We start from the raw sequence: 15628 nt of genomic DNA on the forward strand, positions 1-15628 counted from the left end.
CTTTTTTGAACGAAAAGAAACAGAAACAGAATTAAAAGGCACGAAAAGGGGAAGAGGGTTCAGGCGGGCCTTACGGCCCGCCCGCATGGTCAGATGGCCCAGCCGCCTGCGTAAAACGCAACCAGCGCGACAGCAATAATAACCGTCCCCACGTTAAGTTTGCGCCATTCGCCGGCCATGACACGCCCGACTACCAGTACAGCAAAGCCGATCATAATGCCGGTGACGATATTGCAGGTAAACACAATAAATACGGCGGTAATCAGCCCTGACATTGCATCCACAAAATCGTCGAAGTTAATTTTCGCTACATTGCTCAGCATCAACAGGCCGACATACATGAGCGCCGGCGCGGTCGCGTAGGCCGGAACCAGATAAGATAGCGGCGAAAGAAACAGAAGCAATAAGAACAGCCCCCCCACCACAATAGCAGTAAGGCCGGTTTTGCCGCCCGCTGCGGTTCCTGCCGCTGATTCGATATAGACCGCCGCAGGAGAAGCGCCCACCAGGCTTGAAAAAATGCTGCTCATAGAGTCGGTAGTCAGCGCTTTACCGCCGTCAATAATCTGCCCGTCTTTATTCAGTAAATTTGCCTGACTTGCTACAGCGCGGATAGTGCCGGTCGCGTCAAATATCGCGGTCATAACCAACGCCAGCACGCTCGGCAACACAACCGGGTTCAGCGCCCCCATAATATCAAGGCTGCCGATCAACGAATTGCCGTGTTCATCGTTCAGAGACGGCATAGCAAAAAAACCGCTGAAATGCACGCCCGGATCGTAAATCAGGCCAATAATCGAGATGCCGATAATAGTCAACAGTATGCCGCCGGGCACTTTACGTTTTTCCAGACCAATAATGGCCGCCAGGCCCAACAGCGACATTAGCACCGGGAAACTGGTGAAGCGGCCCAGCGTTACCGGCAGGCCATCGAGAGGGTTTTTCACCACAAGGCCCACGCCGTTAGCGGCGATAATCAGCAGAAACAAACCGATGCCGATACCCGTACCCTGCGCCACGCCCATCGGCAGATTGCGCAAAATCCAGCTACGAATGCCGGTAGCGGAGATAACCGTAAATAGCACGCCCATCAGGAACACCGCGCCCAGCGCTACCGGCACGCTGATATGCTGACCCAGCACCAGGCTGAAAGCCGTAAAAGCCGTTAATGAGATAGCGCAGCCTATCGCCAGCGGCAGATTCGCCCACAGCCCCATAACAATTGAGCCAAGGCCAGCTACCAGGCAGGTCGCGACGAAAACCGCAGCGGGCGGGAAACCTGCTTTGCCAAGCATGCCCGGCACCACGATAACGGAATACACCATCGCCAGAAAGGTTGTCACCCCGGCCAGCACTTCTTTACGCACGGAGCTGCCGCGCGCAGAAATTTTGAACCAGGCGTCAAGCTTGCCGCCTGCGTGCTGAGAAGAAGTAGACATAGTGAGTAATCCCCTGAAAATTTTGGACAGGTTGTCGTTTATGGCGGAAATTCGCCGTGGCCGCTGTTTTCGTTTACGCATTAAAAAACAGTAACGCAAACGTTTAACTCTGTATGTACAGCGCGACCGTTAATTTAAGGCAAACGATTATCCGGCCTTCTCCGGGGGGTTTTCAACATAACTTTATCGATCCGGGGTTAAAAAACGCCTGTCCGTATATTTTATCAACACCCGCTGCGCAATCGTTACCGCTGCTGCGCAAAGAGTTAACAATAGTGAGCGTTTTCAGGCCTGGACAGGGATATCAAACGGCCCGCCCTGCTGTATTGCGCGCTGGCAGGCTGGACGCAGTTGTATACGCCGCCACCAGCCCCGAACGTGCGCCAGTTCATTATGCCCACCGCGCGCCAGCAACGCGGCGATGGTATAGCTCATCTGAATATCGGCAATACTGAAATCGCAACCGGCAAAGTACGGGTTCGTCGACAGATGGTTATTGATAAACATAGCGTGCGTCTTCAGTTGCCCATTGAGCCAGCCGCGCCGCACGCCCGCGCCCAGGGCCCGGCCAACGGGGCGCAGCAGCCACGGCGCCGGCGCGCGACCAAGCCGTGTGAGCGCCAGCGCAATTAACAGCGGCGGCATGAGCGAGCCTTCGGCATAATGCAACCAGAAGCGGCACGCCTGGCGTTCGTCCCCGGCAGCGGGGCGCAGCCGCCCGTCAACGTCATATGTTTCCTGAAGATATTCCAGGATTGCTCCCGATTCAGCCATAACCTGGCCGTTATCTTCCAGCACAGGCGCTTTGCCCAGTGGATGAACGCGCTTAAGGGAAGCCGGCGCCAGCAGGCTTTTCTGGCGCGTGTAGCGCACTATCCGGTAAGGCACGTGCAGTTCTTCCAGCATCCAGAGAATACGGCTGGAGCGAGAATGATCTAAATGGTGGACGGTTAGCACTGGCATCTCCCGGCAGTTTCTGTGTATCAACTATAGAAACGCCTGGCGCTTCTGGCGAACAATACGCTCAGGGCTCTTCCGGCTCCCCCAGCAACCTTGCGCCGGTTCCCTGTTCACCCAACCGATCGTTAGGGTTGCGCAACGGGCAATCGCTGCGTGAAAGGCAGCCACAACCAATACAGCCGTCAAGCTCATCACGCAGGGCCGTCAGGGTGTTGATGCGTCTATCCAGCTCTTCACGCCAGCGCAGCGATAACTGCTTCCACGCTTTCGCGCTCAGCGAGTGCCCCTCAGGCAGCACGCTGAACGCTTCTTTGATGGTGGCCAGCGGAATGCCAATACGCTGGGCTATTTTGATAATAGCGACATAACGCAGCACGTCACGCGTGTACTGTCGCTGATTACCGGCGTTACGGCGGCTCTTGATAAGCCCTTTGCTTTCATAGAAATGTAAAGCCGATACCGCCACACCACTGCGCTTTGCAACCTCGCCCGGTGAAAGCAGCGCTTTTAACCGCGATGATTTCTTTTCCAAAATAAGCTTTACCTCAAGTTAGGTTGAGGAATTATACTTCAGCTCAGCCAGAACTTCGAATTAAAATCAGAGAGGATAACCATGGCACATCAAGAGATTATTGACACTCTGACGCAATGGATTGATGAGCATATCGATCAGCCGCTCAATATTGACGTCGTGGCGCAAAAAGCCGGGTATTCCAAGTGGTATCTACAGCGGATGTTCCGCTCAGTGAAGCATCAAACGCTGGGCGACTACATTCGCCAGCGCCGCCTGGCAATGGCCGCAAGAGAGCTTCGCACCACGCAGCGCCCCATCTTTGATATTGCAATGGACTTTGGCTACGTTTCACAGCAGACATTTTCCCGGGTATTCCGCCGCGAGTTTGATCAAACGCCAACCAACTACCGTCAGCACGCCTGACCTCGCCAGCACGCCCTGATGCTGCGCAAAAGGCCCGCCCACCCCGCGTGGGCCTTGCCGGCTTCTCCCCTTAATGGCTTTACAAACGGTGAAAAAAAACCGCAACGCGCTGATGAATTAATCAACAAATGTGATATAGTTCACATGTTCAGTGCAACTGGACGTAAATTTACATTTCACACGGCTTATTCCTGCGGCTTTTCAACTTTACACAGTTTGCGCCCGTGCCGTGCTGCGTAATACGTTTGCTTTGAGGATTAGGTTTCATGGCTACACTTACCACTGGCGTTGTTCTGATGCGCTGGCAGTTAATCAGCGCTGTACTTATGTTTCTTGCCAGCACGCTGAATATTCAGTTCCGTAAATCCGATTTTCCTTTTCTGGCCGTGATCTCAAGCGGCCTGGGTATCGCCGCCGCCTGCTGGTTCGCGACCGGCCTGCTGGGGCTAAGTATTGATTTCGCCCTGCTCTGGGCCAATGTGAAAGATGTAATGACAGAAGTGATGAGTCATACGCCGCCGGAGTGGCCGGTAATGATGAACTGATATGCACGCCGCCCGAGCAGGGCGGCAGTTTGAGGGCCAATCGTGTAAATAAACACTTTTATTATTTAATTAATTGTTTTTTACAAAAAAATACCAACAAGACATTAAATATGCTGCCGTTTTACGCGGAAAATTTAAAACCTCAAAGCGGATGTCTATCGCTGCCTTTACCCACCCGGCTCTCACGCTGACGCTGACATCCGTAGATACCGCATCACGCTTGCGTTTGTATTGCTTTTTATAGGGTGTTTAACGCCAGCAAAATTTACCTACACGTCATAGCGCTATCGCAATTCTGAACCGCGTCAATAACAGTCAATTTTCATTGTAAGTTCCGCACGGCTCAACGACTGACTTTCCTGTAATCATCCGCAGGCGGATACCGAAATAAACGCCAGGTTCCAGGGCGCCTGAACAGACCGAACAGGCTAAGCATTTGCAACAAGCGAGATCGATTTAGAGATTCCCGGTCCACTATTACGGCTGCCCCCGTGAATTCAACTGTGGGCATAGCGGCATCAGCGATCAAATCTTCCGGTTTTTTGTTATCCGGGGATATTCTCAAAGAAGAGCTTCGTTCATTAAACATAAACAATGAACCATCCCTCTAACGTGGTTTTTTACAACATTGACCTTCAAATCCCCGGCGGCGCGTTATTTACGTTTGAGCAACGTGCGCAGGCGTCCGCTGTCCCGCAGCAACCCTACGCCAACGCCCAGCGCCGCATAAAATGCCCCCAGAAAAAGCAGATTCAGAATATCGTATAGCGCGGAGTGCCAGGACAGCCCCATTTGATTCACGCCAGCTATCGCTTTCGTCGCCCAGGTGGACGGCAAAAACGCCGATATCGCATGTACCCAACCCGGCATCGCCTGGAGCGGCCAAATCGTTCCTGACAGGTAAAATACCGGCATCGTAATAAACGACAGCGTCAGATAAATCATCTCAACGCTGCGCAGGCATTCGGTTAGCAGCTTCCCCATCCCCAACACCGCCAGCAAAAACGGAAAGGTTAACAGCAGTATTTCCAGTATCGACGCCGTTTGCCGATAGCCCAGCACCCACGGCCAGAGCACGAAAAGCACGATAGAGAGAAACAGCCAGACGGGCAACAGCGCCGTCAGGCCGCCCAGGTATACCGGCAGCGGCGGTTTCCCCTGCGCGCGCAGCATAAGGCTAACGCGCACGCTGGCGATCGTCAGCGAGTGTTGCAGCAACATGACCAGCAGGCCCGGAAACACAATGGCTGCAAAGCTGATGCCGGGGTTAAACACTTCCACCGCCTGGCTGACAACGGGCGTAAGAACCACCTCAGCCTGACGCTCGCTAAAGCCGTTTCGCAACATAAGCGACATATTGTAGCGTTTAAGCATATCCTGGTATGCCGCCAGCACGTCCTGCTGAATCTGGCCGTTCGCCAGCCGGTTGGTGGCGTCGCCGTAAACCGGAATCGTCACCCGTTTGCCGCTCAGCAGCTTCTTTTCCAGATCGGTCGGTACAATGAGCACGGCAAACAAACGCCGCCAGCCTAAATCATGCAACGCCGCGTCCAGATTATCGTAGCTGTGCATTTTAATCCTGGCGGTAGCGTCAAGGTTGCGGATAAGCAGGCGGCTGGCCGGACTGTGATCCTGGTCAATCACCGCGACCGGCAAATCCCATACGGTACGGTGCGCGTAAACGGTGCTCATAATACACAGCGATACCAGCAGCAGCATCCACATCGGCCGCTCCAGCATTCCCATCAGCACCTGCGTAAAGGTGTCCCAGTAACGCTTCACGCCACAACCTCCTGCTTGCGCAAGCGTGCAGGTAAGCGCTTGCGCACCAGCAACGCGGCCGCCAGCGGATACATCAGCAATATGGCGCAAACGCTGATAACCGGCTTACCGGGGACCTGACGCAGGAAAATATCAAACATGGCGGACAGCGCATGCGTTAGCGGCTCAATATTGGAAATCAGTTGCGCCACTGGCGGCATGGAAAGCGTCGGGAATACCGTGCCGGAGAAGGTCAGCGCGATCCCCACCAGAATCCCCATCAACGTATAAGCGGTAATTGCGCTGCCGGTAAAGGTAAACAGTAATAACCCAATACTTTGCGCCGCCATGACATAAAAGAACCCTACCAGCAGCATGTAAATGGGATTACCCACGACTCGCGCGTCAAAAATCCATACCAGCAACGCCAGCTCGACCATCAGCAGTACGGTGTAGCACAGCGTATAGGGCGCAATTTTCCCCAACAGCGACAGACTAAATGAACTTGAATAGATGAGCGGTTTGCTACGCGCCAGCACATAAATCATGCACGTGACGACAAAAAGCTGTAGCAGGTGTATCGTAGCCGCAAACTGCTGGTAATAAACGTAGCTACCGCTGGCGTTAAACAGACTGTCGTAAGATAGTGTCGCCAGCGCCAGCGCGGGCACCGTTTTACCTGTCCGCGCGGCAACAATTGAACGATAGCTACTATTAAGTTCCGCCATAAGCGCGCTGAAATCCTGAGTGGAATACAATCCGGCTCCGTAAAACAGCGCGTTATAATAAAAAGTGACCTGCGGCTGACGGCCGGCCAGCGCATCGGCTGCAAAATCCAGCGGGATATAAACGATGCCGTAGATTTGAGCGCTGCTCAGGCGCTCTTTCGCTTCGGCAAGCCCGCCCGTTGCAGCAAAAAGTTGAGCATGAGAGCCAGCATCGAGCTTGCGCACCAGTTGGTGAGAAAGCGGGCTGTTGTCGTTATCCACAACCGCAACCGGCAGTTCCAGCAGCGTGCCTTCCGAAAAATTGCTGCCGATAATTCCAAACAGCAATAAAGGAAAGCACCAGCCAAGCCAGTGGATGATGGGTTTACGAAACGCAGTGTGAACTTCCCGGCGAAAGGCAAGACTGAAGCAGCGCCAGCCGGTTCTTAAACCTTCCATTGCCATAACACGCTCATCCCCTGGCGCAGCCCTTCTACCGGCTGCGTCGGCCAAAGTCGAACTTCAAAGGTTTTTAAATCAAAGTCGCCTGTCGCACGCGTGGCTCGTTTAGTCGCATAATCGCCCAACGGGGCGATATAATGCACCTCGGCTTCAATAAGCCTATTGTTAAGCGCAGGCACGCGCAGGCGCACTTTATCGCCCTTGCGAACGCGGGCCAGAATATCTTCACGCAGATTAAAGACAAAATAAGACTGCTGCTGGCGCACCAGCGTCAGCAGCGGGCTGGAAGCGCCGAGCAGTTCGCCGACTTCCGCCGCCACAGGACCAACTTCGCCATCCACCGGCGAACGGACGTACAGATCGTCGGCCTGAACTTTAATTTCCACTAACTGCTGTTCTGCCTGACGCAGTTGCGCGGCGTAAACCTGGCGCTGTTCGACGCGATCGCCGTTAATGCCTTCGTCCAGGTTAGCTTTGGCGGCCAGCACTTTCTCCCGTGCGGCGTCGCGCGTGCTGCGCGACTGCTCCAGTTCCTGAGCGGAAATATAGCCCTTAGCGGCCACGTGCTGATTACGCGCGTAAGTATCCTGCGCATTACGATAATCCGCCTGCGCCTGCGCCAGCGTTGCTTTGAGGTTGCGAATGCTTTCTTCGCGGGTGCCGTTCATAGAAAGATCAAGCTGCGCTTTAGCCCGATCGCGGCTCGCCTGAGCTGCCTGAAGCTGCGCGATAAGCTCCGGCGCTTCAAGCTTCATCAGCAACTGACCCGCATGCACATCGTCACCGCGCTCCACCAACCGTTCCACCACGCGTCCTTTCGCTTTGGACGTCACGATGACTTCCGGCGCATCCACTTCCCCCTGCAAGAGCAAATCCTGATTTTGCGCCCGAAAAAGTACGGCCAGAGAGATAACAATAAGGATCAGAAGCAGCGTAAATAATGTCTTTTTCTTCACCTGCGCAACCCCCTGCCCCGCTTAGACACTTTCATCGCGACTCCTTGCTGAGAAATGTGTAAATAGCCTAACACACGCCGTTGACGGCGGTTAAACATTCAGGCACATCTACGTAGCAAATGTAGGGCGAAGCGTGGCGTAAAAAGCCCGCCGCCTGAAGTTTCAGGCGGCGGGCTGTCTTCTGCCTTCTGCGGGCAATTATGCGTCGGGGTTTTTGGCGTCTTTTTTCGCGTTATGCATCAGGGTATCGGCCAGGGCTATCGCAGTATAGATTGACATACCGCGCGCCACTTCCGTTACGCCATAGCTCACGGTAAGCGGGATTTTAGCGCTGGACATGGCAATATCAGATTCAATTCGTTTCATACATGCTCTGACCTGGGAAACGTTGCTGCCTTCAAATACCAGCAAAAATTCATCGCCGCCCATCCGCACCGCATAATCCGAGTTGCTGTTAAGGCGCGCTCTTAGCAACTGCCCGATATGCTTAAGGAGACTGTCGCCAACCGCATGGCCGTGAGTATCGTTAATCGCTTTAAAATTATTACAATCGATCATCACGACGGTCATATTATCTTTTGTTTTGCGTTGATCAAGCTTATGCAACCAGCTTCGATTATACAGGCCCGTCAACGGGTCACGCTGGGCGCGTTCACGCGCTGCGCGGATGATATTGCAGCAAATCATATAGGCGGCTAAAAAGCACAGTGCGACCAGTAACAGCACCATCAGGTCGTTACGCCCTTTTTGAGTGACGTAATAGCGCAGTGTATTGATAGTAACAATGACGTCGTAGCGGTCGTTTATCGACACCTGTGTCTCCTTCCCGTCACTGCTTTTACCAGCAATACGAAATTCAGTATTCGTTTGCTTATCCAGCAGATAAACGTTCAGGAAGTTATTTTGCGCGCTGACCCCCAGGCTACGGACTATCTCCTGTAGCTCGCTTTGTTGATAATCAAAGCACAACCAGCCCAGCACCACCCCTCCTTTGGTACGAGACCACACTGGATGGCGAACTGTGATGACCGGCGCGTTAGAGATAGAGTCGATATAAACATGCGTTACCGCATTATTACGGGTTACAGGCGCTGCGCGCAGTTTCTGACTCAGCCAAACGCCGGACTGAGGCGTCGTAAACATGCTGTGGCTTTTACCGTTGTTGTGCTGAAAAACGAAGCGCGACAGCGGCATTTTATTCGTAATATAGATAAAATGGTTATCACCGGAGAAAAAGTATCGCCGTTCCATTTTGCTGTAACGGGAGTCTTTATTCTCAATTTTCAAAGCCATATCAATAGATTCTGCGATCAACAGCGCATCTTCTGTCAGCGGCGTGACGGACTGTAGGGTGCCCTCCAGCGCGTTATTCGGCTTATCGGCATACAGGTTTATGCCATAGATGCCGCTATCGCGATCAAATTCCTGGCGAACGTGGACGCTTCCGGATTCGCCGCGCTTCAACCGCATGTACAGCATAGAAACGGCATCGGAAAAGTTTTCGTTATGTTGTAAATCGCTTTCGATTAGCCGAGACAGCTCATTCCCTGCCGCTCTGGCTATAGATAGCTGTCGCTGGTAAGAAAAGTAGCCCATGATAGCCATGACCAGCAAAAAGCCAGTCAGCGTAATGGCAATGACAAATACTTTCGAATCAAGTCGGGATAAGCGACTTTCACTGATCATCTGTTCAGACTCAACCGCATTCAAAGCTCAAACTCCACGGTAGCACGGGCTGATGACGCACCCGGGGTACGTTACAGCTCGATGAGGCCAACCGAACGCTTCAGGCATCCGGCAAGCTAACAAAAAATAAAACGGCCGCATCCATGCCTGTTGACGAAAAGCGTTTCAACGTAAGCCGACAGGTATGCTACTTCACGTTAGCGGCATACCTGTTTAAGCCTGAAAAGCTTTTCTTGTCCTGAAAAGAGAATGTATTGGGGTTATCGTCCCCGGTTACGTGGATAACACATCGCCAGAGATGTTCTTCCTTACACTACAATGCCCCATATGCGATAAGCGCCATTACAAGCCAGCCATACGGCTATTTACTGTCGGAGGTTGTTAACCAGACGCTATAATTTTGTTTGTGTAAATATACGTCAACAACAAAAATCTGTGAGCAGCTTATCAGACTTTATTTAAAAGACAATTGAATTGTATTTAATTTATTCGCCGCAGGTGTTATCTCATTGATATATAGCCTAACATGAAACAAATTTCTTGTTATAAAGAATAATTCTCAACTCCATAAAAGTTGATACAAAGCCATATTTAATAGTTCCGTAACGTTTTTTTGATGTTTTCTGTCTACCATTAGCATTTACTAACCGGACGCGCGCTTAAGATAATTCCGCGCGGTAATATTAGGGCGGTATTCATCCGAATAAAAACACTATTTTAGACAAGGTTTTTATTCTGTGACATTTACAACACCCGGTCTGTTGTAATGAAAAACGATATTGTCAGTCTAGCGGCGTGGTGTATATCGGCACAGAGCACATATTTAACCTGCCCGGATACAGGGCATCCACGACATGCCCCGTTTAGCACCATGCGACATGGGCTAGCGTACCGTCTACTGAACGCGCGTATAAGCTGCGCCAGTCCCGCGCCAAACTCACCATAAGGCAGCATCGCGTTCCGTAGAATGCATTCAAGTGTATCGTTGACTTACGTGGTATAACGAAAAAGAATATTTTATGTACAGAAAATTTTTTCTGGCAATATGTGTTTTCTTGCATGTCCGTTACGTTTTCGCAATAAATGATAATGAATAAGGCGGCGATGCCGTTATCCATGCGCCGGTACATTTTTAATAGCGCGCTTATTGCCTGCTGACATCACAAAACGCAACAAAACATGAAAGCAACAATAAACCAACATAATCATGCACAATAAGCTTCTTTTTACAAAATTGCCCACCAGAGATCCCCTGCCGCCGCCTGTAAATAGTTCTATTTTTAGATTGCAATTCACACAACGGCGGGTTTGTGATGAGAAAAAGCAGTATACTTTTTTAGCATCACTTCCTGTTGACCATCAAAACAAAGCCTACACACCCATCTCATTTCATAAATAAGCTATTTCTTAATTGTAATTAATACAGTGACAGAAAAATAAAAAGCGCACTGGACGGATACGCACAAAAATTCGAGGCACAAAGTGCGTCAACCATTCTTACGATGGGTGCAGCCAACAGCCGGAGCAAGGGCGTGCAAAAAGTTATAAAAGCGGTCCATGCCATTAACGCCATTTTTTTCCTGCTCCCGGCTGGCTAAACAGACACACATTCCCTGCCTGCCGCTTTTGTCAAAAGCAGGTTTAAAGCGGCATTAACGCAATAAAGGCGCCTGTTACTGGCGCATCAGGAAGCGTTGACTTTAACCTGCTATAAAAAGCGCCGCTATCATACGAAAGGGGTTGCCCGACCGCAGGTATGAACAATGTACCTACCCATACGTAAAAAGGACGTCAGCAACGCCCATGCCGTTGTTAAGTCTCAGATTTTCTTTCGCCTGTGTGGGTGTAAACAACGCCCTGCTGAAATCAGCGATCCGGAGGTTGAAAGACAAAACCACGTCGCAGAGAGTGGCGGCCCGACGTAAAGCGCTGCATGAATGCAGCATCAAACAACCGCAGGCTGAAAACCAGGAGAGGAACGCACCGCCTAAAAGGCGCAAGACGGTTGACAGACGCTGTGCCGAACGGCCTCAGCCAGAAAGAGCGGGAAATTCAACGCATTGTTTTTTTGTCATCGGCAGGAAATGCCAAAAGAGCATAAACACGACTGCGCCCTCTTTGCCATCTACAGGCTTGCCAAAATAGCGGCGCTTTCCTGGCAAGCCGCCAGGACAGGTAAGAGACGCGCAAACGTCTCTTGAGACTGCGGCCCTGTCGCAGACAGGATGGATGAAACACAATAAAAAACAAGGAAAATCAAAGGATTGACTTTCACCTGCTTACCGCAAACAAAGAAAAAAATCGTTTTTTCCTTCTTTGTCAACAATCTGAAGAGACGCGCAAGCGTCTCTTACCCGTTTAACAATGAAAAGGCCCCGTTTTCGCTAACGCAGGAGGAACGAAACGCCCTCTTAGCCCTGAGCAACGAGCATTACCCGTATCCAGGGCGTTTTTGCCAAACGGCGCGTATTGCTTTAACCGCGCATCAGAACGGGATATCGTCGTCAAAATCCATCGGCGGTTCGTTAGAAGGCGCCGCCGGCGCATTTTGCTGCTGCGGGCGAGACTGCGCGCCTCCGCTAAACTGCTGGCCGCCGCCCTGCGGCTGTTGCGGCTGCTGTGGTTGCTGCGGCTGGCCCCAGCTTCCCTGCTGCTGCCCGCCGCCTGCGCCCTGCTGGCGGCCGCCCAACATCTGCATTACGCCGCCAATTTGCGGAACGTTGATTTCGGTCGTATAACGTTCCTGTCCGCTCTGATCGGTCCATTTACGGGTACGCAACTGGCCTTCGATATAGACCTGCGATCCCTTACGCAGATATTCGCCAGCCACTTCCGCCAGCTTGCCGAACATCACAACGCGGTGCCATTCGGTCTGCTCTTTCATCTCGCCAGTCTGTTTATCGCGCCAGGATTCAGAGGTAGCCAGCGTCAGGTTGGCCACCGCGCCACCGCTCGGCAAATAGCGTAGTTCCGGATCCTGCCCCAGGTTCCCGATGAGAATCACCTTGTTTACGCCTCTGCTGGCCATGTTCGTGTCTCCTGAGATGGTTTTAAATAGTGTAAAACGCGTGATTCTATCACGCCAGCCCCAGAGAGTGTACCTGCGGCCTGACTTCCGGAAATCTACCACACCTGATGCAACATTGCGAAGAACACTGGATATTCATTCAGGTTTAATTGTGTCATAATTAGCCGTTTCTGGCCGCAGGTTATCGTCCTGGCGCGGCGCTATCTTCCGGGAAAGGTGAATGGATAAGATCGAAGTCAGGGGCGTACGCACCCATAATCTCAAGAATATTAACCTCGTCATTCCGCGCGACAAACTTATCGTTATCACCGGTCTGTCCGGTTCCGGTAAATCATCGCTGGCGTTTGATACGCTGTATGCCGAAGGGCAGCGTCGCTACGTTGAGTCGCTGTCTGCCTACGCGCGCCAGTTTTTGTCGCTAATGGAAAAACCGGATGTCGATCACATCGAAGGCCTGTCGCCCGCCATTTCTATTGAGCAAAAATCAACATCGCACAACCCACGCTCCACCGTAGGCACGATTACGGAAATTCACGATTACCTGCGACTGCTTTTCGCCCGCGTCGGCGAACCGCGCTGCCCGGACCATGACGTTACGCTGGCGGCTCAGACGGTCAGCCAGATGGTGGATAACGCGCTAAGCCAACCAGAAGGCAAACGCCTGATGCTACTGGCGCCCGTGATTAAAGAGCGTAAGGGCGAACACGCCAAAACGCTGGAGAACCTGGCAAGCCAGGGCTATATCCGCGCCCGTATCGACGGCGAAGTATGCGATCTCTCCGATCCGCCGAAGCTGGAATTGCAAAAGAAACACACTATTGAGGTCGTTATCGATCGCTTTAAAGTGCGCGCCGATCTCGCCACGCGCCTGGCTGAATCCTTTGAAACCGCACTGGAACTTTCCGGCGGCTCCGCCATCGTGGCGGATATGGACGATCCTAAAGCGGAAGAACTGCTGTTCTCCGCCAACTTTGCCTGCCCCATCTGCGGCTATAGCATGCGTGAACTGGAACCGCGTCTGTTCTCGTTCAACAACCCCGCCGGCGCCTGCCCCACCTGCGACGGCCTCGGCGTACAGCAGTATTTCGATCCGGATCGCGTGGTGCAAAACGGCGAGCTGTCGTTGGCAGGCGGCGCTATTCGCGGCTGGGATCGCCGCAACTTTTATTATTTTCAGATGCTGCGCTCGCTTGCCGATCACTACGGGTTTGACGTAGAGGCGCCCTGGAACAAGCTGAGCGATAAAGTGCGCGACGCAATATTCAACGGTTCCGGCAAAGAAACGATTGAGTTTAAATACGTTAACGATCGCGGAGATACCTCCGTGCGTCGGCACCCTTTTGAGGGGGTGCTCCACAACATGGCGCGCCGTTATAAGGAAACGGAATCCAACGCGGTGCGTGAGGAACTGTCAAAATACATCAGTAATCGCCCCTGCATCAGTTGCGAGGGCACTCGTCTTAAGCGTGAAGCGCGACATGTCTTCGTTGAAAACACTTCATTGCCGACGATTTCTGACATGAGCATTGGCCATGCGATGGATTTCTTCAACACGATGAAGCTATCCGGCCAGCGTGCCAAAATTGCTGAAAAAGTGTTAAAGGAGATCGGCGATCGTCTCAAATTCCTGGTCAACGTAGGGCTGAACTACCTTACTTTGTCGCGTTCAGCGGAAACGCTGTCCGGCGGCGAAGCGCAGCGTATCCGCCTGGCCAGCCAGATTGGCGCAGGTCTGGTCGGCGTTATGTATGTACTCGACGAGCCGTCTATCGGCCTGCACCAGCGTGACAACGAACGCCTGCTCGGCACGCTGATCCATCTGCGCGACCTGGGCAATACCGTCATTGTGGTTGAACATGACGAAGATGCTATTCGCGCCGCCGACCATGTGATTGATATTGGCCCCGGCGCAGGCGTGCACGGCGGTCAGGTAGTGGCTGAAGGCCCGCTGAAAGCGATTATGGCGGTGCCGGAATCGCTTACCGGTCAGTATATGAGCGGCAAACGCCAGATCGCTGTGCCTGAGAAGCGCGTGCAGGCCGATCCGTCAAAAACGCTCAGACTCAGCGGCGCACGGGGCAATAACCTGAAAAACGTCACGCTGACGCTGCCGGTTGGGCTGTTTACCTGCATTACCGGCGTCTCCGGTTCCGGCAAGTCCACGCTGATTAATGATACGCTGTTTCCCATCGCTCAGCGTCAGCTTAACGGCGCGACCAGCAACGAACCGGCGCCCTACCGCGATATTCAGGGGCTGGAAAATTTCGATAAGGTCATCGATATCGACCAAAGCCCCATTGGCCGCACGCCTCGCTCCAACCCGGCCACTTATACTGGCGTATTTACCCCGGTACGCGAGCTGTTCGCTGGCGTACCGGAATCGCGCTCGCGCGGCTATACGCCGGGCCGCTTCAGCTTTAACGTGCGCGGCGGTCGCTGTGAGGCTTGCCAGGGCGACGGCGTTATCAAAGTAGAGATGCACTTCCTGCCTGACGTTTACGTAGCCTGCGACCAGTGCAAAGGCAAGCGCTACAACCGCGAAACGCTGGAGATCAAGTACAAGGGTAAAAATATACACGAAGTACTGGACATGACGATTGAAGAAGCACGCGAATTCTTTGACGCCGTGCCTGCGCTGGCGCGCAAACTCCAGACGCTGATGGATGTGGGATTGTCCTATATTCGCCTGGGGCAATCGGCGACCACGCTATCCGGCGGTGAGGCCCAGCGCGTGAAGCTGGCGCGCGAGCTGTCAAAGCGCGGCACCGGGCAGACGCTCTATATTCTTGACGAACCAACAACCGGCCTGCACTTTGCTGACATCCAGCAGTTGCTGGATGTACTGCATCAGTTACGCGACCAGGGCAATACCATTGTGGTCATTGAACATAACCTGGATGTGATTAAAACCGCAGACTGGATAGTTGACCTGGGGCCGGAAGGCGGCAGCGGCGGCGGCGAAATCCTCGTTTCCGGCACGCCGGAAACGGTCGCAGAGTGCAAAACTTCGCATACGGCAAGGTTCCTCAAACCCATGCTGAAACAAAAGTAAGGTAGTTGCCTCACTGCCGCTCAAAAGCGGCAGAAGGCTAATCATTTACCCACGTTAAAAAACGCCGGTATGCAGGATGGAAAGGCCCGGTTCCC

11 protein-coding genes are annotated in these 15628 nt (G+C 52.8%); 3 read left to right on the forward strand and 8 right to left on the reverse strand.

Annotated elements, in window-relative coordinates; translation table 11 throughout:
• Nucleotides 1-89: 89 nt before the first annotated feature.
• The 3 genes from JJB97_RS05740 to soxR all read right to left on the reverse strand — a co-directional run bounded on the left by JJB97_RS05740 (nucleotide 90) and on the right by soxR (nucleotide 2931).
• The gene (locus JJB97_RS05740) at nucleotides 90-1439 is read right to left on the reverse strand and encodes an NCS2 family permease (RefSeq protein WP_238713074.1); all 1350 of its coding nucleotides are present in this window, start codon (nucleotides 1437-1439) and stop codon (nucleotides 90-92) included.
• Nucleotides 1440-1724: 285 nt separating this feature from the next.
• Entirely contained in the window at nucleotides 1725-2396 is a 672-nt protein-coding gene (locus JJB97_RS05745; RefSeq protein ID WP_238713075.1) for a glutathione S-transferase family protein, read from the reverse strand.
• A 67-nt stretch (nucleotides 2397-2463) separates the two neighbouring features.
• Nucleotides 2464-2931, reverse strand: a complete 468-nt coding sequence (soxR, locus tag JJB97_RS05750) for a redox-sensitive transcriptional activator SoxR (protein ID WP_238713076.1) — start codon at nucleotides 2929-2931, stop codon at nucleotides 2464-2466.
• 81 nt (nucleotides 2932-3012) lie between these two features.
• Between soxR and soxS the strand changes: the two genes are divergently transcribed.
• Both soxS and JJB97_RS05760 read left to right on the forward strand, forming a co-directional pair.
• Entirely contained in the window at nucleotides 3013-3336 is a 324-nt protein-coding gene (soxS, locus tag JJB97_RS05755) for a superoxide response transcriptional regulator SoxS (protein ID WP_238713077.1), read from the forward strand.
• 266 nt (nucleotides 3337-3602) lie between these two features.
• Nucleotides 3603-3881, forward strand: a complete 279-nt coding sequence (locus tag JJB97_RS05760; protein WP_238713078.1) for a YjcB family protein — start codon at nucleotides 3603-3605, stop codon at nucleotides 3879-3881.
• 654 nt (nucleotides 3882-4535) lie between these two features.
• On the opposite strand, the gene JJB97_RS05765 is transcribed toward JJB97_RS05760, so the two are convergent.
• The 5 genes from JJB97_RS05765 to ssb1 form a co-directional block, all read right to left on the reverse strand.
• The gene (locus JJB97_RS05765) at nucleotides 4536-5663 is read right to left on the reverse strand and encodes an ABC transporter permease (protein WP_238713079.1); all 1128 of its coding nucleotides are present in this window, start codon (nucleotides 5661-5663) and stop codon (nucleotides 4536-4538) included.
• Nucleotides 5660-6814 carry an ABC transporter permease gene (locus JJB97_RS05770; protein ID WP_238713080.1) on the reverse strand — a complete coding sequence of 385 codons (1155 nt, stop codon included), beginning with the start codon at nucleotides 6812-6814 and terminating at the stop codon, nucleotides 5660-5662. The genes JJB97_RS05765 and JJB97_RS05770 overlap by 4 nt, the downstream gene beginning before the upstream one ends.
• Nucleotides 6796-7767, reverse strand: a complete 972-nt coding sequence (locus tag JJB97_RS05775; RefSeq protein ID WP_238713081.1) for an HlyD family secretion protein — start codon at nucleotides 7765-7767, stop codon at nucleotides 6796-6798. Before JJB97_RS05775 ends, JJB97_RS05770 begins: the two co-directional genes overlap by 19 nt.
• Before the next feature lie 198 nt (nucleotides 7768-7965).
• Nucleotides 7966-9477, reverse strand: a complete 1512-nt coding sequence (locus JJB97_RS05780) for a diguanylate cyclase (protein WP_238713082.1) — start codon at nucleotides 9475-9477, stop codon at nucleotides 7966-7968.
• 2461 nt (nucleotides 9478-11938) lie between these two features.
• Nucleotides 11939-12481: a single-stranded DNA-binding protein SSB1 gene (ssb1, locus tag JJB97_RS05785; protein ID WP_238713083.1), complete on the reverse strand. Its 543-nt coding sequence runs from the start codon at nucleotides 12479-12481 to the stop codon at nucleotides 11939-11941.
• A gap of 220 nt (nucleotides 12482-12701) precedes the next feature.
• Between ssb1 and uvrA the strand changes: the two genes are divergently transcribed.
• A complete protein-coding gene (gene uvrA, locus JJB97_RS05790) occupies nucleotides 12702-15533 on the forward strand; it encodes an excinuclease ABC subunit UvrA (protein ID WP_238713084.1) in 2832 nt (943 codons plus the stop codon).
• Nucleotides 15534-15628 lie beyond the last annotated feature (95 nt).

It is taken from the genome of Tenebrionibacter intestinalis, assembly GCF_016632365.1.
Classification (GTDB): Bacteria; Pseudomonadota; Gammaproteobacteria; order Enterobacterales; family Enterobacteriaceae; genus Tenebrionibacter; species Tenebrionibacter intestinalis.

Excerpts from the sequence above, each read along its gene's own strand:
- JJB97_RS05740 (WP_238713074.1), bottom strand. The coding sequence starts at position 1,439 with ATGTCTACTTCTTCTCAGCACGCAGGCGGCAAGCTTGACGCCTGGTTC.
- soxS (WP_238713077.1), top strand. The coding sequence starts at position 3,013 with ATGGCACATCAAGAGATTATTGACACTCTGACGCAATGGATTGATGAG.
- JJB97_RS05760 (WP_238713078.1), top strand. The coding sequence starts at position 3,603 with ATGGCTACACTTACCACTGGCGTTGTTCTGATGCGCTGGCAGTTAATC.
- JJB97_RS05770 (WP_238713080.1), bottom strand. The coding sequence starts at position 6,814 with ATGGCAATGGAAGGTTTAAGAACCGGCTGGCGCTGCTTCAGTCTTGCC.
- ssb1 (WP_238713083.1), bottom strand. The coding sequence starts at position 12,481 with ATGGCCAGCAGAGGCGTAAACAAGGTGATTCTCATCGGGAACCTGGGG.
- uvrA (WP_238713084.1), top strand. The coding sequence starts at position 12,702 with ATGGATAAGATCGAAGTCAGGGGCGTACGCACCCATAATCTCAAGAAT.